Annotated in this window: 21 protein-coding genes; 15 read left to right on the top strand and 6 right to left on the bottom strand. The window is 71.4% G+C overall.

Features of this window, described 5'->3' with window-relative positions; genetic code table 11:
• Nucleotides 1-75: 75 nt before the first annotated feature.
• Nucleotides 76-3,564: an SdrD B-like domain-containing protein gene (locus ABH929_RS01360; RefSeq protein WP_263089348.1), complete on the top strand. Its 3,489-nt coding sequence runs from the start codon at nucleotides 76-78 to the stop codon at nucleotides 3,562-3,564.
• 3 nt (nucleotides 3,565-3,567) lie between these two features.
• Here the strand turns inward: ABH929_RS01360 and ABH929_RS01355 are convergent, their stop codons facing one another.
• Nucleotides 3,568-4,413, bottom strand: a complete 846-nt coding sequence (locus tag ABH929_RS01355) for a LuxR C-terminal-related transcriptional regulator (RefSeq protein WP_263055062.1) — start codon at nucleotides 4,411-4,413, stop codon at nucleotides 3,568-3,570.
• A gap of 111 nt (nucleotides 4,414-4,524) precedes the next feature.
• Here ABH929_RS01355 and hxlB point away from each other — a divergent pair, with 111 nt between their 5' ends.
• From hxlB to ABH929_RS01330, 5 genes are all read left to right on the top strand, one after another.
• Entirely contained in the window at nucleotides 4,525-5,088 is a 564-nt protein-coding gene (gene hxlB / locus ABH929_RS01350) for a 6-phospho-3-hexuloisomerase (protein WP_205463368.1), read from the top strand.
• 11 nt (nucleotides 5,089-5,099) lie between these two features.
• Nucleotides 5,100-5,723, top strand: coding sequence for a 3-hexulose-6-phosphate synthase (hxlA, locus tag ABH929_RS01345; RefSeq protein WP_263089349.1), 624 nt, complete (start codon nucleotides 5,100-5,102; stop codon nucleotides 5,721-5,723).
• A 123-nt stretch (nucleotides 5,724-5,846) separates the two neighbouring features.
• Nucleotides 5,847-6,587 (top strand): alpha/beta hydrolase, encoded by a 741-nt coding sequence (locus ABH929_RS01340; RefSeq protein WP_263055060.1) that lies wholly within the window; start codon nucleotides 5,847-5,849, stop codon nucleotides 6,585-6,587.
• Between the two features lie 85 nt (nucleotides 6,588-6,672).
• Complete coding sequence (locus ABH929_RS01335; RefSeq protein ID WP_263055059.1) at nucleotides 6,673-7,440, top strand: HAD family phosphatase; 768 nt, start codon at nucleotides 6,673-6,675, stop codon at nucleotides 7,438-7,440.
• A gap of 77 nt (nucleotides 7,441-7,517) precedes the next feature.
• A complete protein-coding gene (locus ABH929_RS01330) occupies nucleotides 7,518-10,028 on the top strand; it encodes a glycoside hydrolase family 65 protein (RefSeq protein ID WP_263055058.1) in 2,511 nt (836 codons plus the stop codon).
• A 40-nt stretch (nucleotides 10,029-10,068) separates the two neighbouring features.
• On the opposite strand, the gene ABH929_RS01325 is transcribed toward ABH929_RS01330, so the two are convergent.
• Together ABH929_RS01325 and ABH929_RS01320 are read right to left on the bottom strand one after the other, a co-directional pair.
• Nucleotides 10,069-10,455 (bottom strand): VOC family protein, encoded by a 387-nt coding sequence (locus ABH929_RS01325; protein ID WP_263055057.1) that lies wholly within the window; start codon nucleotides 10,453-10,455, stop codon nucleotides 10,069-10,071.
• Entirely contained in the window at nucleotides 10,452-10,967 is a 516-nt protein-coding gene (locus tag ABH929_RS01320; RefSeq protein ID WP_263055056.1) for a DUF1697 domain-containing protein, read from the bottom strand. Before ABH929_RS01320 ends, ABH929_RS01325 begins: the two co-directional genes overlap by 4 nt.
• Before the next feature lie 90 nt (nucleotides 10,968-11,057).
• On the opposite strand from ABH929_RS01320, the gene ABH929_RS01315 reads away from it, so the two are divergent.
• Nucleotides 11,058-11,630, top strand: a complete 573-nt coding sequence (locus ABH929_RS01315) for a transcriptional regulator (protein WP_263089350.1) — start codon at nucleotides 11,058-11,060, stop codon at nucleotides 11,628-11,630.
• Nucleotides 11,627-12,886, top strand: coding sequence for an MFS transporter (locus tag ABH929_RS01310; protein ID WP_263055054.1), 1,260 nt, complete (start codon nucleotides 11,627-11,629; stop codon nucleotides 12,884-12,886). Before ABH929_RS01315 ends, ABH929_RS01310 begins: the two co-directional genes overlap by 4 nt.
• Nucleotides 12,887-12,905: 19 nt before the next feature.
• Here the strand turns inward: ABH929_RS01310 and ABH929_RS01305 are convergent, their stop codons facing one another.
• Entirely contained in the window at nucleotides 12,906-13,169 is a 264-nt protein-coding gene (locus ABH929_RS01305) for a hypothetical protein (protein ID WP_111083527.1), read from the bottom strand.
• A gap of 132 nt (nucleotides 13,170-13,301) precedes the next feature.
• On the opposite strand from ABH929_RS01305, the gene ABH929_RS01300 reads away from it, so the two are divergent.
• A complete protein-coding gene (locus ABH929_RS01300) occupies nucleotides 13,302-13,754 on the top strand; it encodes a hypothetical protein (RefSeq protein ID WP_205463359.1) in 453 nt (150 codons plus the stop codon).
• Nucleotides 13,755-13,896: 142 nt separating this feature from the next.
• Here the strand turns inward: ABH929_RS01300 and ABH929_RS01295 are convergent, their stop codons facing one another.
• Nucleotides 13,897-15,369: an NCS2 family permease gene (locus ABH929_RS01295; RefSeq protein WP_404559828.1), complete on the bottom strand. Its 1,473-nt coding sequence runs from the start codon at nucleotides 15,367-15,369 to the stop codon at nucleotides 13,897-13,899.
• Nucleotides 15,370-15,644: 275 nt separating this feature from the next.
• Between ABH929_RS01295 and ABH929_RS01290 the strand changes: the two genes are divergently transcribed.
• From ABH929_RS01290 to ABH929_RS01265, 6 genes are all read left to right on the top strand, one after another.
• The gene (locus ABH929_RS01290) at nucleotides 15,645-16,568 is read left to right on the top strand and encodes a hypothetical protein (protein ID WP_404559827.1); all 924 of its coding nucleotides are present in this window, start codon (nucleotides 15,645-15,647) and stop codon (nucleotides 16,566-16,568) included.
• Between the two features lie 114 nt (nucleotides 16,569-16,682).
• The gene (folE, locus tag ABH929_RS01285; RefSeq protein WP_404560465.1) at nucleotides 16,683-17,276 is read left to right on the top strand and encodes a GTP cyclohydrolase I; all 594 of its coding nucleotides are present in this window, start codon (nucleotides 16,683-16,685) and stop codon (nucleotides 17,274-17,276) included.
• A complete protein-coding gene (gene folP, locus ABH929_RS01280) occupies nucleotides 17,273-18,211 on the top strand; it encodes a dihydropteroate synthase (RefSeq protein WP_404559826.1) in 939 nt (312 codons plus the stop codon). Before folE ends, folP begins: the two co-directional genes overlap by 4 nt.
• Nucleotides 18,208-18,978 (top strand): pyrimidine reductase family protein, encoded by a 771-nt coding sequence (locus tag ABH929_RS01275; RefSeq protein ID WP_404559825.1) that lies wholly within the window; start codon nucleotides 18,208-18,210, stop codon nucleotides 18,976-18,978. Before folP ends, ABH929_RS01275 begins: the two co-directional genes overlap by 4 nt.
• A 150-nt stretch (nucleotides 18,979-19,128) precedes the next feature.
• Nucleotides 19,129-19,782: an HAD-IA family hydrolase gene (locus ABH929_RS01270; protein ID WP_205463356.1), complete on the top strand. Its 654-nt coding sequence runs from the start codon at nucleotides 19,129-19,131 to the stop codon at nucleotides 19,780-19,782.
• Between the two features lie 115 nt (nucleotides 19,783-19,897).
• The gene (locus ABH929_RS01265) at nucleotides 19,898-20,440 is read left to right on the top strand and encodes a type 1 glutamine amidotransferase domain-containing protein (protein WP_404559824.1); all 543 of its coding nucleotides are present in this window, start codon (nucleotides 19,898-19,900) and stop codon (nucleotides 20,438-20,440) included.
• A 34-nt stretch (nucleotides 20,441-20,474) separates the two neighbouring features.
• Here ABH929_RS01265 and ABH929_RS01260 read toward each other — a convergent pair whose 3' ends face one another.
• Nucleotides 20,475-21,032, bottom strand: coding sequence for a molybdenum cofactor biosysynthesis protein (locus ABH929_RS01260; RefSeq protein WP_404560464.1), 558 nt, complete (start codon nucleotides 21,030-21,032; stop codon nucleotides 20,475-20,477).
• Nucleotides 21,033-21,307: the final 275 nt, after the last annotated feature.

The following is a 21,307-nucleotide window of genomic DNA, read 5'->3' as shown; positions in this document are numbered from 1 at the left end:
ATGATCCTGAGCGGGGGCTGATCTGCTCCCTCGAATCGGCAGCCGATTCCGGCGTCGACGAAGACTTGGAGTCACATGCGATCCCGCAGTCCTGCACGCACGGCCCTCGCGATGTCGGCCGCACTCGGCATCGTCCCCGGACTCGTGTTCGCCGCAGTCCCGGCCCAGGCGGTCGGAGGGGACAGCACGGCCGCCGCCGAACGCCCCGCGGGCACGGTCGACAGCACCGTCGCCGTCGCCGTCGACGTCCTCACGGACGGGAACGGCCCCTTCACACCGGACGCGGTGCCGGGTGGTGACACCGGTTCGAAGAACGGAACCGTCCGGACGATGGACGCGATCACCTACCGCGTCTCCTTGAACTCGAACGACGGCAGCAGCACCAACGAGCGGTTCACCGCCACCGCACCGAGCGGGACGACCTGGGCCGGCGTGCCGAGCCGCTGCACGGGTGCCGGCTCGGCGATCGCCGGCGCGGAGCTGCTCTGCAACATCGGGACACTCACCGAGGGCAACACCGTCTTCGTGCCCATCGTCCTCAACGTCTCCGGCGACATGCGGAACGGGGACGCGATCAGCGTGCCCGTCACGGCCACCGCCGACGGCGCTGAGAACGGCTCCGTCGGCGCCACGTCCGACACCGTCACCGTCTCGGCCGCGGCCCGCTACAACCTGAGCAAGGACGTCCACGCAAGTCGGCTCATCACCGACGCCGTCGGCCCGGACGGCTCGCCGGGCCTGCAGGTCACGTACCCGATCGCCGTCGACTGGCAGCCCCTGGTCGCTGGTCAGGGCCTGCTCGGGTTCGAGAAGAGCGCAGGGCCGATGACGTTCACGGACGACCTGTCGAAGATCCTGGGCGATCTGCCCTCCGGTGCCGTGCTCTGGAACGCGGGGCGCCCGGTCTGCGGACACAACACGAGCGGACCCGGCGTCCTGCCGGGCCTGCCCGCAGGAGCCGGCGGGGGCGCGACCGGGGTCGTCGACTCCGGCCGCATCACCTGCGTGCAGGACGCCCCGGGGAGCGCTGTGGAGGTCACGATCACCGGGACCATCACCGACCCGACCCAGTTCCCGACCAAGAACGTCGACGGCGGCCCCGTCGTGGGCGGCGACAGGAACTACGTCGTGTCCGGCTACATCAGCCTGTGGATGCCGAACCCACCGACCGGCACGAGCGTCGATTCCGTGAACACCTTCACGCCGCTCCGGACGACCTCGATCAGCGGTGCGCAGAACTACCCCGGCGGCACCGAACCCACCTCGGACAACAGTGCAGCGCGCACCATCACGGAGTACGGCTCCGGAGGGATCTCCAAGCAGCTCTACCGCGTGACGAACGACACGGGCGACGTCATCCCTGGTTCGGCCAAGGCCGGTGAGCCCTGGCACACCCCTGGTGACGCGGTACGCAGCGACATCGGCATGTGGAACGACGGTCTCACCCCGTACGAGAACGCGATCCTGTGCGACACGTTCGACCGCAGCACCCAGCGCCTCACGCAGGTGGACGGGCAGTACAGCTGGGTCTCCGGCATGACGGGTGACGTGAAGGTGCAGTACGCGGCGTACGAGATGTCGAGCCCGGCGGCCGGGCAGCGCCAGGCGACCTGTGAGGACGATGCGGGCCCGTGGTTCGAGGATCCGGCTGACGTTCCCGGCGGCATCGACGCGATCGGCGCCGTCCGTGCCGTCGGCGACGTGCCCGGCGGGAGCACCGGGGCGCTCTACAGCTTCACGGAACTCCAGGACGCTGCGGACGGCACACGGGCGTACGACTTCGGTCACGGGTGGTTCGGCGATCGAGATCCGCGCTGGCAGCACGACACCTGGTCCGACGCCGACCTCGGGGCCGGCCCCCTGTCGGACAGTGTGCTGATCACCGAGAACCTGGCGCGCATCCAGAAGAAGGTCGTCGATCCCGGGCACGACGCCGGCGACACCCCCAACGAGACCAGCTTCGCCCTCGCCGGCGACACCGTCGACTACGCCCTGTACCCGTCGCTCACGAACGGGAAGGCCAGCGGCAGAGCGTCCACGGTCACCGTCCGCGATGTCCTGCCGCACCTCACGCGCTACGTGCCCGACAGCGCGTCCGTCACCCCGGAGATCGACACCACGACGGACGAGCGCGGCAGGGACGTCCAGCGACTCACCTGGACGTTCGACACGGAGCCGAACCAGCAGGTCGCGCCGATCACCTACCGGGTCCAGATCTCCGAGCTCTTCCCCCCGGGCGCGATCACGAACGTCGCCGGCATCGACTCGCCGACCGACAGGTCTCCGACCGATCTCCGCACCGCCGCGCGTGCCCTCCAGATCGTCAACACCGGCGGCGTCGGGGTCGAGAAGACCGCCGTCGAGCCGGTCGTCATCACCGGCGACCGCCTCGAGTGGACCCTCGGGTACACGAACATCGACGCCACCCCGATCGACGGCATCGACGTCATCGACGTCATCCCCCACCGCGGGGATGCCGGCCGCTCGACCTTCCACGGAACGTCCGGCCTCGCCGAGGTCGTCACGGTGGACGCTGCTGCCGGCGAGCGGGCGCTGTACACCAGCCGTGCCCCGCGGGACGTCGTCAACGACGCCGCCGACCCGTCCAACGCACCCGGTGGCGCGACCAGGTGGTGCACGGAGGCCGAGCTCGGTGCCGTCGGCTGCCCGACCGACCTGGCTGACGTGACCGCCTTCCGCATCCAACGCTCGGCCCCGGTCGGTGTCGGCGAGACGGTGACGCACGAGGTCGCGGTCGCCACCGACGGCCAGCAGGACGGCGACACGCACACCAACCGCTTCGGCCTCCGCGCGTCGAACCTGGCGCTCCCCGTGCAGTCCAACCCGGCCACCATCACCGTCGTCGCTGGCTCGATCGGCGATCTGGTGTGGTCCGACGATGACCGCGACGGCCTGCAGGACGACGACGAACCCGGTGTCCCCGGTGCGACTGTCCACCTCGCCGGCATCGACGACACGGGCGCCGCCGTGGACCAGCGCACCACCACGAACGCTGCGGGCGCGTACGCGTTCGACGGGCTGCGCCCGGGCACCTACACCGTGCGCTGGACCGCGGTCGACGGCCGCGACTTCACGACGGCGCTGGTCGGCGACGACCGGTCGGTCGACTCCGATGCTGCCGGTGACGGCACCACCCGCGCGATCACGATCGCGACGTCGGAGTCCGCCGAGGGCAGGATCGAGGGGGTCGAGCAGGACCGCACCATCGACGCCGGACTCCTGCCGGCTCCGGAGGGACCGGTGGAACCGCCGGTGGGCCCGGAGGAACCCGAGGGGCCGGGGGTTCCCGGAGACCCGGAGGGCCCCGGGGACACGGGAGGCGATGCTGCTCCCGAGGTGCCGCCAGGTCCTGCGGACTCGGGGAGCCCCGTGGGTGCGGATCGTGGGGCGGCAGCCTCCGCGACGGGCTCGGAGGGTGCGCTCGCGTTCACCGGAGCCGCGGGGCTCAGCCTGATCGCCGGTGCCGCCGCCCTGCTCCTCGTCCTGGGGGCAGCGGTGCTGGGGTTCCGCCGTCATCGCGCAGACCACGTGCCCGAGGAATGAGCATCAGCGTGCGTGACCGAGGGCCGCGAGCTCGGCGCGGGTCCGGGCGCCGTGCTTCCGGAGCAGGTTCGCCACGTGGTACTTCACGGTGTTCACACTGATGCCCAGGCCCTCGGCGATCTCGCGGTTGCCGACGCCCGTCGCCACAAGGCGCAGGACGTCGCGCTCCCGCGGGGTGAGGTCGTCGTCCGCGACCGAGTCCACCTCGGTCGGCGACGGGTCGAGGGGCAACGAGATGTCGAGCACCGAGCCCCAGTCCGGCGTGCTCGAGACCTGCACCCGGCCGTCGAGCGTGACGACCCGCTCCGCGATCGGCCGCATGGCGTCGTCGTGCACGTCGAGGGTGCCGGAGCCGTCGTCGCGGAGCTGCATGAGCAGGTTCCGGCCGTCGCAGTCCCACTGGATGCGGACCCGCTTGGCCGCACCACCGTCGACCAGGGCGAGCACGGCGGTCCGGACGATGGCCCGGGCCGCGTGGGCGACGTCGCCGGGCAGCGCGCGGCCGGTGGTCGGCGGCTCGACGAACTGCACGTCGAGGTCGCCGAACCGGACGAGCGGGCGCAGGTCGGCTCGGAGGCGCGAGAACGCCCCGGTGACCGGCTCGAGCAGGGTGCTGCGCTGGTGGTCGGTCTCGGTGCGCAGGTCGACGAGTGCTGCCGACGCGATCTCGACGGCCTCGGCCCGCGCGGCGGCATCGGACACCCGCGGCGACCGGAGCACGGCGAGCACGGACTCGAGGGTGAGCGCCTGACGGTCCGCCTGCTCGGCGACGGTCCGGGCGTGCTCCGAGGCGGCGAGCCGACTGGCGGGCTCGCCGCGGGCCTCCCGGTCGGGTGCGATGGCGTCCATGGGTGCCGAACCTACCTGTCCCACCCGTGCGGACGGGGCCACCCGATCGGGTGGGATGCCTGCCGACGCGGGTAGCGGTGCGGCGGGCCGCGTGACGGCATGATCGTGGACATGGCAGAACCCACCGTCCCCGCAGCGTTCGACGTGATCGTGCGTGAGGTCACCGACCTCGCCGCGAACGTCGACGACGCGTCGGCTGAGCGCGCCCTCGACCTGATCGACCGCTCCGACCGTGTCTTCGTGCACGGCGCCGGCCGTTCCGGACTCGCACTGCGCATGACCGCGATGCGGCTCATGCACCTCGGTCGCGACGTCCACGTCGTCGGCGAGGTCACCACGCCCGCGATCCGGCCCGGGGACGTGCTCCTCGTCGCGAGCGGGTCCGGCACGACCACCGGCATCGTGCAGGCGGCCCGCACCGCGCACGACGTCGGCGCGTCCGTCGTCGCCCTGTCGACCACCGACGACTCCCCGTTGTCCGAGGTCGCGGACACCACCCTCGTGCTGCCGGCAGCGACGAAGACCGACCGCTCCGGCACGGCCTCGGCGCAGTACGCCGGCAGCCTCTTCGAACAGGCCGTCGCCCTGGTCGGCGACGCCCTGTTCCACACGCTCTGGTCCCGCGGCGGGCAGTCCGCCGACGACCTCTGGCCCCGACACGCAAACCTCGAATGAAAGGCATCCACATGCAGCTCCAGTTCGCCATGGACACCCTGACCACCGAAGCCGCCCTCGAACTCGCCGCAGCGGCCGCGCCCCACGTCGACGTCCTCGAGCTCGGCACGCCCCTGATCAAGAGCGCCGGCCTGTCCGCCGTCACCGCGATCAAGGAAGCCCACCCGGACAAGATCGTCTTCGCCGACCTCAAGACGATGGACGCCGGCGAGCTCGAGGCCGACATCGCGTTCTCGGCGGGTGCCGACCTCGTCACCGTCCTCGGTGTCGCCGGCGACTCGACGATCGTCGGCGCCGTCAAGGCCGCGAAGAAGCACGGCAAGGGCATCGTCGTCGACCTGATCGGCGTCCACGACAAGGCCGCCCGTGCCCGCGAGGTCGTCGCGCTCGGTGCCGAGTTCGTCGAGGTCCACGCCGGGCTCGACGAGCAGGCGGAAGAGGGCTTCACGTTCTCCACGCTGCTCGACGCCGGCAAGGAGTCGGGTGTGCCGTTCTCGATCGCCGGTGGCGTGAACGCGTCGTCCGTCGCCTCGGTGCAGGAGGCCGGTGCCCGCATCGCCGTCGCCGGCAGCGCGATCTACAGCGCGTCGGACGTCGGCGCAGCAGCCGCCGAGATCCGCGCCGCGATCAAGTAGCGGGTCACGGTCGCCCATCTCGGGCGACATCGTGAGCAGGAATGGTCGGGTGTGCACGCCGCACCCGACCATTCCTGCTCACGAAGCGAACGCCGCCGTGCCGATGCGCCGTACGGTGGTCGCATGAACCGAGCACTGCGGTGGACCGCGTGGATCGTCGCCGTGCTGCTGCTGGTCGTGGTGGTGTTCCTCGTCTGGGCGCACATCGTCATGCAGGGCACCCGGAGCGCTGCGCTGCAGGTCTGGCGCGACGACCGTGTGTCGGTCCAGGACGCCGGTGACTCCGTGGTGATGACGCCGACGGGGCAGGCCGACGGCAAGGGCATCGTGTTCATCCCGGGTGCCAAGGTCGATCCGTACGCGTACATGGCGACCTTCCGGCAGGTGGTCGCGAACGGCACGACCGTCGTCATCACGAAGCCGACGCTCAACCTCGCGTTCTTCGACACCCGGCCGCTCTCGACCTTCGAGGCGCACGCGCCGGACGTCGCGACCTGGGCAGTCGGCGGGCACTCGCTGGGCGGGGTCCGCGCCTGCCAGCTCGCGCAGGACGCGGACGGCCTGCTGCTGCTCGGCAGCTACTGCGCGAACGACATCAGCAGCTCGTACATCGACGTGCTGAGCGTCTCGGGCTCGCGTGACGGGCTCTCGACGCCCGACAAGGTCGACGCAGCCCGGCACCTGCTGCCGTCGACCGCGACGATGACCGAGGTCCAGGGGTCGAACCACGCCGACTTCGGCGCCTACGGGGACCAGCCGGGCGACCGCACGGCGACCATCAGCCGCGAGGCCGCCCGCGAGCAGATCTCCTCGGCGATCGAGGAGTGGGCGCGCGACCTGCCGCCGGCCCCTGGCCTGCGCTGACGGCGCGGCCTGAGCACCCGTGCTGGAGCGGTCCTAGACTCGACGAGAGCAACGTCCACGAACCCGGTTCCCTGAAGGGCTGCAGATGACGACGCCGACCCGGCGCACACCCGCGCGACTCGCGGACACGCGAGCGCTCCTGTTCGACCTGGACGGTGTCCTCACCCCCACCGCCGACGTGCACATGCGCGCCTGGAGCCGGCTCTTCACGCCGTACCTCGACGCGCACGGGGTCGCGCCGTACACGCAGGCCGACTACTTCGCGTACATCGACGGCAAGCCGCGGTACGACGGCGTGCGGTCGCTCCTCGAGTCACGGGGCATCGACCTGCCGCAGGGCACCCCGGACGACGGTGCGGACGACGACACCGTGTGTGGTCTCGGCAACCGGAAGAACGCCGAGTTCACCGCCGAGCTCGACGAGCACGGCGTCGAGCCGTACCCCGGCTCGCTCCGGTTCCTCACCGCCGCGATCGACGCCGGCTTCCACGTCGCGGTCGTCTCGAGTTCCGCGAACGCCGTCTCGGTGCTGCGGACCGCCGGCATCCTCGACCGGTTCACCGTCGTGGTCGACGGGCTCGTCGCCCGCCAGGACGGCCTCGCCGGCAAGCCCGCTCCCGACACCTACCTGGACGCCGCCGGGCGCTTCGGACTGACCGCCGCCGAGTGCGTCGTGGTCGAGGACGCCACCAGTGGTGTCGAAGCCGGCCGGAACGGGGCCTTCGGGCTCGTCGTCGGGGTCGACCGCGGAGCGGGCGCCGATGCGCTGCGTGAACACGGTGCCGACGTCGTCGTGACGGACCTCGCCGACCTGGTCGCTGACCTTCCCCGGGCGACCACCAGCACCACGTAGGCCAGCGGACCGGAGGCGATCCGCGCCTCCCGGTCGAACCGACGTCCCCACGCCACTCTCCCTTCCCACGGAGCACCATGAACCCCATCACCTCGGACCCGCTCGACCGCGTCCGGTACCCGGTCGACGAGTGGGCACTCGTCGAGACCGAGTACACCCCCGACCAGCAGGGCGTCGCCGAGACGAACTTCGCCGTCGGCAACGGGTACCTCGGCCTGCGCGGCAACCTTGACGAGGGCCGTGGCGGTGTGCAGTACGGCACGTACATCAACGGGTTCCACGAGACCTGGCCGATCCGGCACGCCGAAGACGCCTTCGGGTTCGCCAAGACCGGCCAGACCATCATCAACGCGCCCGACGCCAAGGTGATCCGCCTCTACGTCGACGACGAACCCCTGGTGCTGGCCGAGGCCGACATCCTCCGCCACACGCGGCGCCTCGAGTTCCGCGGCGGCTACCTGTTCCGCGAGACCGAGTGGTCGACGCCGTCCGGCAAGCGCGTGCTCATCCGGTCCCGCCGCCTGGTGTCGTTCACCGATCGACACCTCGCCGTCATCGACTACGAGGTCACCGTGCTCGACGCGGACGCCTCGATCCTGCTGTCCAGCCAGATCCTCAACCGCCAGGACGTGCAGGACGAGTACCACGCGGGGATGCGGGCAGCCGCGAACGCCTTCGACCCGCGCAAGGCCGAGGCCTTCACCGACCGGGTGCTCGAACCGAAGCTCAAGCGCAGCACCGGCGCCCGTTCCCTGCTCGGGTACCAGGCGTCGAGCTCCGGCATGACGATCTGCGTCGGTGTGGAACACCACCTCGAGACGGAGAACAGCTGGGACGAGTCGTCGTCGATCGACGACGACCTGGCGAAGCACGTCTACCGCGTCCAGGCGCGCGCCGGGCAGCCGATCCGACTCGTCAAGCACGTGGTGTACCACACCTCCCGCGGTGTCCCGGTGCGCGAACTCGCCGACCGCTGCGACCGCACGCTCGACCGGGCGCACGCCGAGAACATCGACGAGACGTTCGAGAAGCAGCGCGTCTGGCTCGACGACTACTGGGCCCGGAGCGACGTCGAGATCGCCGGGCAGCCGGAGATCCAGCAGGCGGTCCGGTGGAACCTGTTCATGCTCGCGCAGGCCACGGCCCGCACCGACGGGCACGGCATCGCCGCCAAGGGCGTCACCGGCTCTGGCTACGGCGGGCACTACTTCTGGGACATGGAGATCTACGTCCTGCCGTTCCTGTCGTACACGGCGCCGATCGTCGCCCGGAACGCGCTGCGGTTCCGCTACAACATGCTCGACGCCGCACGCTCGCGGGCACGCGAGCTGAACCAGCGGGGGGCCCTGTTCCCCTGGCGAACGATCAACGGTGAGGAGTCGAGCGCGTACTACGCCGCCGGCACCGCGCAGTACCACATCGACGCCGACATCGCCCATGCCCTGATGCAGTACGTGCGGGCCTCCGGTGACACCGAGTTCCTGAAGCGCGGGGCGATCGACGTGCTCGTCGAGACCGCTCGGCTGTGGGCGGACCTCGGCTTCTGGCGCTCCAACGGCGACAAGAAGTTCCACATCGACGGCGTCACCGGACCCGACGAGTACACGACCGTCGTCGACGACAACCTCTACACGAACGTCATGGCGCGGGCGAACCTGTGGTTCGCGGTCAACGCGTGCCGCGAACTCGCGGCAGACGACGTCGAAGAGTACGACCGGATGATCCGGCGCACCGGTCTGCGCCCCGACGAGCTCGTCGAGTGGGAGCACGCCGCCGAGTCGATGGAGATCCCCTTCGACCCGCACCGTGGCATCCACCCGCAGGACGCCCAGTTCCTCGACAAGGAACTCTGGGACCTCGAGAACACCCCCGAGTCCAAGCGCCCGCTGCTGCTGCACTACCACCCGCTGGTCATCTACCGGTTCCAGGTGCTCAAGCAGGCCGACGTCGTGCTCGCGCTGTTCCTGCAGGGGCACGAGTTCACCGCGGCCGAGAAGCGCCGCGACTTCGACTACTACGACGCGCTCACCACGGGCGACTCGACGCTGTCGGCGGTCGTGCAGTCGATCATGGCGGCCGAGGTCGGCTACCACGACCTTGCCGACCAGTACTTCCAGACGGCGCTCTACGTCGACCTGGCCGACCTGCACGGCAACACCTCGGACGGCGTGCACATCGCGTCGACCGGTGGCATCTGGGGTGCGCTCGTCAACGGGTTCGGCGGCATGCGCGACCACGGCGGCCGGATGACGTTCAACCCGCGACTGCCGCGGCACTGGGACTCGCTGACCTACCGACTGACCGTGCGCGGGTCGCGGGTCCGGGTCGACCTCGGGCAGGACGCCATGACCTTCACGGTCGAGACGGGTTCGGGCTTCACCGCGTGGGTGCACAACCAGCAGTGGGACATCGAGGCCGGCGAGCCGACCGTGGTCCCGCTCCCGCACCAGGGGCCGCGGATGTCCGGGCACGCACCGACCACGAGCGACATCCAGGGCACGCTCCGCGCCGACGGCTCCGTGATCACGGCGTCGATCCCGACGATCTCGCTCCAGCGCGACTTCGACGTGGACGAGACGACCGCGTAGGGCGTCACGTCGGCTGTCGGCTGGGGCCCGCTCGACCCGGTCAGCTCGCGACGAGCTCGACCTTGAAGCGTTCGGTGTCCTCCAAGAAGGCTGCACGGTGGTCCGGTCCGCCGGCGAACGGGTGCCGGTCCTCGTACAGGCGGGTCCACCCGTGCCTCGGCGCGTCCGTCCACAGTTGCTCGACCTGCTCGGCATCGCCGGCGTGGAACGCGAGGTGGCTCAGTCCGGGCCGTCGACGGTCGTGCGTGCCGTCGAGCGGCGCGGTCTCGAGCACGACGTAGACGTCTCCGAGTCGCCAGCTCCGGCCCGCTGGCCACTCCTGGAACGGCGTGTACCCGAGCTCGCCGAGCAGCCAGCCCCACGCGCTGCTCGCCGTGTCGAGGTGGGCGGTGCGGAGCTCGACGTGGTGCAGGGCGCCTCGGGTCACAGGAGCTTCCGGAGCGTGTTCGTGTTGCGCGTCGTGGTCGTGCGCTTGAAGCGTGCTGCTCCGGCCCGTTTCGCGAACACGGTGTCCGTGCTCGACCCCTTCGGGCAGGACCAGTACACGACCCCGCCACCCCGGGCGACCTGCTCGACCGTGGTGTCCAGCGCGAGGTCGGCGAGCAGCGCGTCGAGGGCGTCGTCGTCGGAGCCGAACACCACGTAGTCGTGCCGATCGTCGGCCCGGTCGAACGGGAACCGTTCGACGATGCCTTCGAGGTCGTCGTGCGGGACGAGCACGATCCACGCGTCGTAGCCGAAGCGCTCGCGGAGCGCCTGTTCGATCGTGGCCTTCAGGGTCCGCGCGTCGGCGTCCGCGCCGAACACCACGTTGCCGGACGCGAGCACCGTGCGGACGTCGTCGAAGCCGAGTCCGCGGAGCAGTTCCGCGAGGTCGGCGTTCTTGATCGTGATGCCGTTGACGTTCACTCCGCGCAGCAGCGCGATCCACTTCGCCATGCCGGAACCGTAGCGCGGTGGCGGCGGTCCCAGTCGATCAACTGCACAAGAAGCATTGCGCAAGAGTTCTTGTGCATATATTCTCAGAGCATGACCGTGCGCAGACTCGACGACGCCGCCCACATGCGCGCCCTCGCCCACCCGACCCGACTGCGGATCGTCGGGCTCCTGCGATCCGGTGGACCGCAGACCGCCGCGATGCTCGGCGACGAGATCGACGAGGCGCCCGGCACGATCAGCTACCACTGCAAGCGTCTGGCCGACGCGGACTTCATCGAGCCGGCGCCGGAGCTCGGCTCCGACCGGCGGGAGCGGTGGTGGCGTGCCACTGCGGACCACACGTCGTGGGACCTCGCCGATGCGTTCGACGACCCGGAACGGATGCTCGCCACGACGGCACTCGACCACACCGTCGCCGATGCGTACGCGGCCGAGTACGGGCGGTTCATCGACCAGGCGCCCGTGCTCGGCCGCGAGTGGGTCGCGGCGTCGACCAGTTCCGACGAGGTGCTGCGACTGACCGCCGACGAACTCACCGGGCTCGGCGCCGAACTGCGCGCCGTCGTCGAGCGATGGACGGCCGTGAGCGACGCGCACACACCGGGCGACGGGTCGGAGCGCGTCATCGCCGTCACCCAGAGCTACCGGATGGGGCGACCGTGAACGCCCGGGCACGGTTGCGTGCACTGCTCGCGGTCCAGGTCGTCTCGCGGACCGGCAACGTCGTCACGACCGTGGCCGTGCCGTTCGCCGTGCTGGCCCGGGGTGGCTCGGCGACGGACGTCGGGATCGCCGCCTTCGCCGCGACGGTCCCCATCGTCCTCGGCGGCCCGTTCGGCGGGGCGCTCGTCGAGCGGGTCGGGTTCGTCCGTTCGAGCGTGGCGTCGGACCTCGTCAGCGGTGCGACCCTGCTGGCGATGCCGGTCCTCGCCTGGACGGTGGGTCTGCCGTTCTGGGCGCTCCTGGCCCTCGTGTTCGTGAGCGGCCTGTTCGACCTGCCCGGGGAGTCCGCACGTCGAGTCCTGCTCCCGGGTCTCGCACGATCGGCCGGCGTGCCGCTGGAGCGCGCGGTCGGTCACTTCGAGGCGTCCCAGCGACTCTCGGTGCTCATCGGCGCGCCGCTCGGCGGGGTGCTCGTCGCGGCTGCGGGACCGATGGCCGCGCTCGTCTGCACCGCGGTGGCGTTCGGCACCGCAGCCCTGCTCGCTGCGGTGCTGGTCCGGCCGGCGGGCGACGACGCTGCGGCCGCGAGCGCTGAGGCGGCTCCGACCAGCGGGTACTGGCGGGACATCGCCGAGGGCTTCCGGTTCTGCGTCCGCGACCCGTTCTTCCGGCTCGTGATCGCCCTCGTGCTGATCACGAACCTGCTCGACGCGGCCCGATCGACGACGTTGCTCCCGCTCTACGCCGCCGACACCCTCGGTGGGGCGCAGGCGCTGGGCTTCGTGACGGGGACCTTCGGGGGTGCGGCGTTCCTCGGGTCGGTGGCCTTCGGGTACGTCGCACACCGCGTGCCCCGTCGGATCACGTTCGTCGTGTGCTTCGTGCTCGCGGGTGGGCCCTCGCTCCTGGTGCCGGCGCTCGGCCTCGGGCTGCCGTGGATGCTCGCGGCTTCGGCGGTGTCGGGCCTCGCCGCCGGGTCACTCAACCCGATCCTCGGAGCCGTCGAGCTCGAGCGCATCCCGGAGCACATGCGCGCTCGGGTGTTCGGGCTGCTCGGAGCCGGGTCGTGGGCGGGGATCCCGCTCGGCGGACTGCTCGCCGGGTTCGCGGCCGAGGGTGTCGGTGTGCAGGCGACGTTCGGGGTGGTCGTCGTGCTCTACACCGTCGTGACGCTCGCGCCGCTGACGGGTGGCGCCTGGCGTCTCATGGAACGACCGGCGCCGGAGCGGGCGCCGGTCGACCGCGTGACGACGTAGTCCGCATCCGGGGCGGCGCTCACGTCCACGTCCGCGCGACGCCCCAGCCGCTGCCCTCGGGCACGATGTCGACCACCAGCGTGTCCCCGTCGTCGGCCGTGGCCTGGAACCGCCAGCCGACCGTGCGCTCGGGGGCGTGGGTGATTGCGGTCGGCAGCTCGGCCCGCGTCACGGTCAGACGGGTCGGGGTGTCGCTCACCCGCCAACGGCGCCCGCCCCAGACCAGCCGGCTCGGTGCGCCCTCGGACCACCACACCGTGGCAGCCGTCTCCGTGATCATCATCGGGCCTCCTCGTTCGAACGTGTGTTCGAATGCTAGGTCGCCGGGCGAGACCCCGCAAGCGCTCGCCGACGTGACGGCGGGTCGCGGACGACACCGTCCGCGGTCGCAGACGCCCTCGTGTAGACGGGGAGCATGACGAACGATGATCACGGCCCCGACGCGCAGCACCAGGTCCCAGAGGGAGTGTCCGAGGCCACGGTCGAGGCGCTCGGCACACTGTCGGCCGCGGTCGAGGTCATCGAGCACGCCCGCGGCCTGCTCTACGGCTTCCACCGTCTGACGGGCACCGCCGACCTGAACCTCGGCGAAGCCGTCGAGCAGCTCCGGAAGGCAGGCCACACCGAACTGGCCGACCGCGTCGACACGGAGCTCGTGGGCCGCAACGTCATCGCCGGCCGCTGGACGTTCCAGGTCGTCGAGGACTACGACGACGGGTACTACGCCCTGGCGAAGGAGCTCGAGCGCACTGCGCGGGACGAGCTCGTGCAGGGGCGCCGCCACCTGTTCGAGGCGGGCATGAAGGAGGACCGGCGGTCCGGCGGTCGACGTCACCACGAGGCGACGCCGAGCGACCTGCCGGACTGAGCACGGGCCTCCCGGCCGAACGTCGGCACTCCCTGCACGACGGAAATCGGCTCGCACCACGGAATTCCGTGGCGCGAGCCGATTTCGGTTGTGCGGGAGGCAAGCGCACCGTAGGAGCGGACCGCGCGCGGTCCGCCCGGCCTCAGCCGACGCCGAGCAGCGCCTCGAGCGGCCCCCGCGCGAAGTACAGCAGGAAGCCCGCAGCGACGACGTAGAGCAGCCACGACACCTCGCGACCCCGGCCGGACAGCAGCTTGATGAGGACCCAGCTGATGAAGCCCACGCCGATGCCGTTCGCGATCGAGTAGGTGAGCGGCATGACGACGATCGTCAGGAACGCGGGCAGGGCCGACCCGAAGTCCGTCCAGGAGATGTCTGCCACCTGCGCCACCATCAGGGCGCCGACGACGACGAGCCCGGCAGCGGCGACCTCGAGCGGCACGACCTGTGTGAGCGGGGTGAGGAACATCGACGCCAGGAACAGCAGGCCGGTGACGACCGACGCCATGCCGGTGCGTGCGCCCTCGCCGATGCCGGCGGCGGAGTCGATGAAGACGGTGTTCGACGACACCGAGGCGCCGCCGCCGGCGATCGCGCCGACGCCTTCGACGACGAGCGCCGACTTCAGGCGGGGGAACGTGCCGTCGGGCTTCGCGACGCCGGCAGCCTTCGCCAGGCCGGTCATGGTGCCCATCGCGTCGAAGAAGTTCGTGAACACGAGGGTGAAGACGAGCATCGACGCGGCCAACGGCCCGATGCGGCTGAACGCGCCGAACAGGTCGGCGTGGCCGACGAGCGAGAGGTCGGGGAACGCGAACAGCGCGCTCGGCAGACCGGGGGCGTTGAGGTTCCAGCCCGTCTTCGAGTCGACCGACGTCGGCACCTGGAAGATTGCCTGCAGGATGATCGCGATGATCGTCGTGGCGACGATCCCGATGAGCAGGGCGCCCTTGACCTTGCGGGCCATGAGTGTGCCGATGATGACGAGGCCGATCAGGAACACGATGGTCGGCAGGGCGCCGACGGAGCCGTCCTCACCGAGCTGCAGTGGCGGCGACGCGAGCCCGGACGAGCGCACGAAGCCCGAGTCGACGAGGCCGATGAAGGCGATGAACAGGCCGATGCCGACGGTGATCGCGGCCTTCAGCTGCGCCGGGACGGCGGTGAAGATCATCGTCCGGATCCCCGTCAACGCCAGGATCACGATGATCACGCCGTTGATGACGACGAGTCCCATCGCCTCGGCCCAGGTGACCTGCTGCACGACGCTGACGGCCAGGAACGAGTTGATCCCGAGGCCCGCGGCGATGCCGAACGGCAGGTTCGCGATGACGCCCATGGCGATCGTCATCAGGCCGGCGACGAGGCCGGTCGCGGCGGCGACCTGCGCGTTCTCGAGCCAGCCGCCGGAGACGTCCTTGGCGGCCTGGTCGGCGCTGAACCCGCCGAGGATCAGCGGGTTGAGGATGACGATGTACGCCATCGTCACGAACGAGACGACTCCGCCTCGCACCTCGCGCGGGATCGTGGATCCGCGCTTCGTGATGGAGAAGTATCGATCGAGGCCGGTCGCGAAGCGGTTCCGGGGTGGGGTGTCGGTCTGCGGGGCGCTCACCGAGCAAGTTTAAAGCCTGCTGGGTTTCCGGCATGTCACAGGATCCTCACAGAGCGCGAGCTTCAGCGCGATATACGAACTCTTGGGCGCTGGTGCAGGACGCTCCTTAGCCTGTGTGGATGCACAGCAACCAGTCGAGTCACCGGCCCGCGATGCCCCGCCGTCGCACGCTCCTCCAAGCGGCGGGGGCCACCCTGCTCGGCGGATCGCTCGCTTCCGGGGGACCGCGATCGGCCGCGGGCGCGTCCGGCACGGCGGGACCGAGAGCGCGCGGGATGCCGTTGCGGTTCGGCGTCGGAGCACACCACCCCTGGATCGACGGCTTCTCCTACCCGGCAGCCGACGTGGTGCAGCAACTCCAACTCGCCAAGGTGTTCGGGTGCGACTCCTACCGGGTGGACTGGTTCGTGCCGCAGGCCATGTCCAGCCGATGGGACTGGCAGTGGTACGACACCGTCGTCGACACCGCCGAGCAGCTCGACCTCGAGCTGCTCTGCGTCCTCACGCCCGAGGGCGGGTACCGACGGTCGTACGAGTCGCTCCTCGACAACTGCGTGCCCGTGGTGGAGCGCTACGCGGGCCGGATCCCCTGGTTCCAGTTGGCGAACGAACTCGACAACGTGGCGATCAGGAAGGGGGTGGACGGATCCCGGCCCGAGCACTTCGACACCGAGGCGTTACCGATGGTCCGCAACGTGCAGTCGGCGCTCCGGGACGGCGTCCGGCTCGGTGACCCGGCTGCGCGCACCGTGGCGAACGTGGCCTGGAAGCACACCGGATTCCTCGAACGCCTCCACGAGGACGGCGTCCTCTGGGACGTCAACTCACTCAACTGGTACGTCCAGCGGGAGCAGAACGAGCTGACCGGCGACGACCAACTGCTCGCTGTGATCGAGCGGCTGGGGGCGCTGCCGCAGGAGCAGGTGCTCATCACCGAACTCAACCTCGAGGGCGGTGCCGGGACGGACCGCTCCCGGCTCGCCGCCCAGTCGGGCCGACTCGAGGAGGTCATCGTCGCCCTCCGCGACCGAGCCCCCAGCGCACTGACGCACGTGTTCCTCTACGAGCTCCTCGACCAGCCCACCGCCGCCCCCGGACAGGACGTCTACGGCTTGGTGCCCGTCGATCGTGACACCGGCCTGTGGGGTGCGCAGAAGCCGGTCGCGACGACCTTCGCCCGGCACACCGCGTCCGACTGACGAAGTCGTCGTCCGACCGGGAGGCCCGCCCCGCGCGATCGGGGGACGTCACGGTGTGCGTCGGCTCGCGTTCTCCGGCTACGGCTGGTGTTGGATGGTCGGGTGACGTCACGCATGGACCGTGCCCGCGTCGAGGCCGCGGTGCGCGAACTCCTGCTCGGCATCGGCGAGGATCCCGACCGCCCCGAACTCGAACGCACCCCCGCTCGGGTCGCCGACTCGTACGCCGAGTTCTTCGCCGGCATCGGCACGGACGCCGTGGCCATCGCCCGCGACGGCACCGTGCACGCCGAGGACGGCGAACGCGGTCGGCTCGTCATCGTCCGCGACGTGAAGTTCCGGTCCGTCTGCGAGCACCACCTGCTGCCGCTCCTCGGGGTCGCGCACCTGGCCTACGCGCCGGGCGACCGGCTGATCGGGCTCGGCACCCTCTCGCGTGTGCTCGACGCCGTGGCCTCGCGTCCGCAGCTGCAGGAACGACTGGGCGAGCAGGTCGCCGCGACGATCGCCGAGGGGCTCGGCGCCGAGGGGGTCCTCGTGGTCCTCGACGCGCAGCACCAGTGCGTGACGACGCGTGGGGAGCGCCAGACCGGGTCGACGACCGTCACCGTCGCGGCGAACGGTTCGCTGGCCGACGCCGCGGGCCGGGCCGAGGCGATCGCGCTCATCGGTGCGGGGCGTGTGACGGACACCGGGGCGGACGCATGACGACCGACGGGCGCGCCACGGGCCTCCCCGACGGCACGGCTGGACACGGCTGGGTGGTGCCCGACCTGCGCGACCCGGTCCGCACGATCGGACGCCGTTCGTTCGACTTCGACCACCGCATCGCCGTGATGGCGATCGTGAACCGCACGCCCGACTCGTTCCACGACCGCGGTGCCACCTTCGAGCTCGACCGCGCCGTCGTCGCCGCCGTCCGGGCTGCCGAACAGGGCGCCGACTGGGTCGACATCGGCGGCGTGAAGTTCGCTCCGGGGCCCGAGCTCCCCGCTGCGGACGAGGTCGACCGCGTCGTGCCCGTCGTCGAGCAGCTCGCCCAGGAGTCCGACGTCACCGTCAGCGTCGACACGTTCCGCCCCGAGGTCGCCGCAGCGGCGATCGCGGCCGGTGCGAGTGTCATCAACGACACCACCGGCCTGTCGGACCCCCGGATGGCTGCCGTCGTCGCGGATTCCGAAGCCACGATCGTCATCACGCACTCCACCGCCCCGCCGCGCCAGCAGCTGCCGGAGCCGCCCCGGTACGACGACGTCACGGCGTCCGTCGTCGGGTTCCTTCGGGAGCGCGTCGACCGGGCGCTCACCGCGGGGATCCCGGAGTCGCGGATCGTCGTCGACCCCGGCCACGACCTCAACAAGAACACCGTGCACACGCTCGAGGTGACCCGGCGCCTGCCCGAGGTCGTGGCGCTCGGGTACCCGGTGCTCGCGGCGGTGTCGAACAAGGACTTCGTGGGGGAGTCGCTCGGACGCCCGCGCGGCGAACGCCTGGCGGGGTCGCTCGCCGTCGCGACCGTGAGCGCGATGCTCGGGGCGCGGATCGTCCGGATGCACGACGTCGTCGAGAGCGTCGACGCGATGCGCATGGTCGAGGCGACGCTCGGTTGGCGCGCGCCGGTGGAAGCGCGGCACAACACGTGAACCTCCTGCCCCCGTCGATCGCTGACCTGTCCGACGACGACTTGATCGACCTGTACACCGCGGGTGCGTCGGCGTCGTGGCTGCGGGTGAACTTCGTGGCGACGCTCGACGGGTCCGCCTCGGCCGCCGGGGTCTCGGGGTCGCTCGGCGGTCCGGACGACCTGCGCGTGTTCGACCTGCTCCGCCGGGTGGCCGACGTGGTGCTCGTCGCCGCGGGCACCGTGCGCGACGAGGGCTACGGGCCGATGGTCCTGCACGACGCCGACGTGGCCTGGCGTCGGGCGCACGGCATGCCCGACCACCCGGTGTTCGCGATCGTCTCACGGTCGCTGTCGCTCGATCCTGCTTCGCGGGTGTTCACCGAGGCCCCGGTCCGGCCCGTCGTCCTGACCTCCGCGGCTGCGGCGCCGTCGGACGCCGGGGTCGCGCTGTCGTCCGTCGCCGACGTCGTGCCGTGCAGCTCCGCGGCCGATCCCGAGTCGGTCGACGTGTCGCTCGTCCGCGACGCAGTGGTGGCGCGGGGGCTCGGCACGATCCACTGCGAGGGCGGCCCGACGTTCCTCGGGTCGCTCATCGCCGCGGACGCCGTCGACGAGCTGACCCTGACGATCGACCCGTCGCTCGAGGGCGGCACCGGGCCGCGGATCGCCCGCGGCGGTTCCCCGGAGCTGCGGCGGATGCGCCCCGCGCACGTGCTCCGCGGTGCGGGTGACGTGCTGCTGACCCGGTACGTCCGGGCGGTGCCGTCTGCCCGAGTCTCGGCCTGAGCGACACTCCTCGCGCTCCGGAGGCCGCGAAGTGTCGCCGGGGACGAGTCTCGGGGCCGACCACCCGAGTCTCGGAGCCGCCCGCCCGAGTCTCGGGGCCGACCGCCCGAGTCTCGGTACCGGTCGACCGCGTCGGCTAGGGTCGGGCGCGTGATCGACATCGTGGCGTCCGGGGTCCTCTTCGACATGGACGGGACCCTCGTCGACTCGACCGCGGTGGTCGAGGCGACCTGGACCCGCTTCGGTCAGGACCGCGGCATCGACCCGGCCGACATCCTCGCCTTCTCGCACGGCCGTCAGGCGATCAGCACGATCGAGCACTTCCTGCCCGACCTGGACCGCGACGAGCAGCTCCGCATCGCCGCCGGACTGGTCGCCGAGGAGAGCGCGAGCAGCGAGGGCATCTTCGAGATCCCCGGGGCCGCCGCCTTCGTGGACCGGCTCCTGGACGCCGGGGTCCCGGTGGCGCTCGTGACGAGTGCACCGCGCGACCTGGCCGCCGGCCGGATGGCGGCAGCGGGCCTGACCATGCCGACGGCGTTCGTGCCGTCCGAGGACGTCGAGCACGGCAAGCCGCACCCCGACGGGTACCTGCGCGGTGCTGCGCTGCTCGGTGTCGCGGCCACCGACTGCGTCGCGTTCGAGGACGCCCCCGCCGGCCTCGAGTCGGCCATCGCCTCGGGAGCGACCACGGTCGTCGTCGGCCCGCACGAGTCGGACGTCACGGCCGGGCTCTACCGGGTGTCGGGGTACGACGGCATCACCGTCGAGCCCGAAGGGTCCGCTTTCCGCATCCGCGGCTGAGGACCCGCTGCGTCCTTCGGGCACGCCCAGCGCTCCCCGACGACCCTCGGGTGTGCGGCCGGAACAACCGGGCCGCAGGTGCGGCCGGAACCACCGGGCCGCGGAAGGAGCGACCATGGCAACCCTGGACGGCAAGAAGGTCCTCGTCATCGCGACGAACTACGGCGTGGAGCAGGACGAGATCGTCGTGCCCGTCGACCAGCTCCGCGAGCGCGGCGCGACGGTGACCGTGGCGGCGCAGGACTCCGGTTCGATCGCGACCCTCGTCGGCGACAAGGACCCCGGCAAGTCCCTCGACCCCGACACCACCATCGCCGGTGTCAACGTGACCGGGTACGACGCGCTCGTGGTCCCCGGAGGCACCATCAACGCGGACACCATGCGACAGGACAACTCGGCGGTCTCCCTGGTGACGGCCTTCGTCGAGGCGAACAAGCCCGTCGCGGCGATCTGCCACGGCCCGTGGACCCTCATCGAGGCCGGTGTGCTGCGCGGACGGACGATCACCTCGTTCCCGTCGCTGCAGACCGATGTCCGGAACGCCGGCGCCGAGTGGGTCGACCAGGAGGTCCAGGTCGACGGCGGCATCATCACCTCGCGGAATCCCGACGACCTGCCGGCCTTCGTCGATGCGATCGAGAGCGCGCTGACCGCGTGAGCGCAGGGCGCTGCCGCTGACGGCGCTGCCGCTGTCAGCGCAGCGCGACGGGGCGGGTCGTCCGGAGCACCGCGGGTCCGAGGGCGAGCACGCCGTCGGACTCGGGGTCGCACCGCACCCCGCCCCGTCCACGCATCGCCCGGAACGCCCCCGGCGCGACCTCGTGGTCCATCCAGGCGCACGGGTTCGCCGGCCGGTACCCGCGGAACAGCACGGCACCGCTGCCGGGGTTCTGCAGCGAGAACGGCTCGCCCCGGAGCGCCTCGACGTCGGCGCCCCGCAGGAACACATTCCGCCGGGTCGCCACGGGATCGACCGGCACGCCGAGTGATCGTCCGACCTCCTCGAGGCCCTCGAGCCCGATGACCGTCACCGAGGCGTGCACGTGCGCCCGCGCCGCGAAGTACCGGTCGCCGACGATGCCGAGCCCGGTGCGGAGTTCGACGCGGTCCCGCAGCTCGTCCGGCTCGTCCGGCAGCACCGGCAAGGCGCCGTCGGCCGGCCTGCCCTCGTAGCGGTGGCGGCGCGACACGAGCAGCAGTGCGATCTCGACCTCGGTCCGGAACGGCAGGTCGACGGAGTCGGCGAGCACGTCGGAGCCGACCCGGTGGTCAGACCCGGCCACGTCGTCTCCGGAGGTCACCCGCCCAACGCTAGCCGGGCCTCCCGGTCGACGCCGTGCCGTCGTCGGTACCGCGGCGCCAAGGTTCCGCAACACGCCGTCGGTGCCGCGCCGAGGTTCCACGGGCGGGCGCACGGAGCGCCGACATGCCGAGATCTCGGAACCTCGGGCCCGCCCGCCCACGCGACGCGCCACGGAGGCCCGCCCGCACGCGTCCGCCGCGGCGTCCGATTTCCGCCAGTCGC

The organism is Curtobacterium sp. AB7 (assembly GCF_044909335.1).
Classification (GTDB): domain Bacteria; phylum Actinomycetota; class Actinomycetes; order Actinomycetales; family Microbacteriaceae; genus Curtobacterium.
Note: the sequence above shows the minus strand (reverse complement) of the source record. Positions and strands in the feature narration are given on the sequence as shown.

Excerpts from the sequence above, each read along its gene's own strand:
- ABH929_RS01360 (WP_263089348.1), top strand. The coding sequence starts at position 76 with ATGCGATCCCGCAGTCCTGCACGCACGGCCCTCGCGATGTCGGCCGCA.
- ABH929_RS01355 (WP_263055062.1), bottom strand. The coding sequence starts at position 4,413 with ATGGACGCCATCGCACCCGACCGGGAGGCCCGCGGCGAGCCCGCCAGT.
- hxlB (WP_205463368.1), top strand. The coding sequence starts at position 4,525 with ATGGCAGAACCCACCGTCCCCGCAGCGTTCGACGTGATCGTGCGTGAG.
- hxlA (WP_263089349.1), top strand. The coding sequence starts at position 5,100 with ATGCAGCTCCAGTTCGCCATGGACACCCTGACCACCGAAGCCGCCCTC.
- ABH929_RS01340 (WP_263055060.1), top strand. The coding sequence starts at position 5,847 with ATGAACCGAGCACTGCGGTGGACCGCGTGGATCGTCGCCGTGCTGCTG.
- ABH929_RS01335 (WP_263055059.1), top strand. The coding sequence starts at position 6,673 with ATGACGACGCCGACCCGGCGCACACCCGCGCGACTCGCGGACACGCGA.
- ABH929_RS01330 (WP_263055058.1), top strand. The coding sequence starts at position 7,518 with ATGAACCCCATCACCTCGGACCCGCTCGACCGCGTCCGGTACCCGGTC.
- ABH929_RS01320 (WP_263055056.1), bottom strand. The coding sequence starts at position 10,967 with ATGGCGAAGTGGATCGCGCTGCTGCGCGGAGTGAACGTCAACGGCATC.
- ABH929_RS01315 (WP_263089350.1), top strand. The coding sequence starts at position 11,058 with ATGACCGTGCGCAGACTCGACGACGCCGCCCACATGCGCGCCCTCGCC.
- ABH929_RS01305 (WP_111083527.1), bottom strand. The coding sequence starts at position 13,169 with ATGATGATCACGGAGACGGCTGCCACGGTGTGGTGGTCCGAGGGCGCA.
- ABH929_RS01300 (WP_205463359.1), top strand. The coding sequence starts at position 13,302 with ATGACGAACGATGATCACGGCCCCGACGCGCAGCACCAGGTCCCAGAG.
- ABH929_RS01290 (WP_404559827.1), top strand. The coding sequence starts at position 15,645 with ATGCCGTTGCGGTTCGGCGTCGGAGCACACCACCCCTGGATCGACGGC.
- folE (WP_404560465.1), top strand. The coding sequence starts at position 16,683 with ATGGACCGTGCCCGCGTCGAGGCCGCGGTGCGCGAACTCCTGCTCGGC.
- folP (WP_404559826.1), top strand. The coding sequence starts at position 17,273 with ATGACGACCGACGGGCGCGCCACGGGCCTCCCCGACGGCACGGCTGGA.
- ABH929_RS01265 (WP_404559824.1), top strand. The coding sequence starts at position 19,898 with ATGGCAACCCTGGACGGCAAGAAGGTCCTCGTCATCGCGACGAACTAC.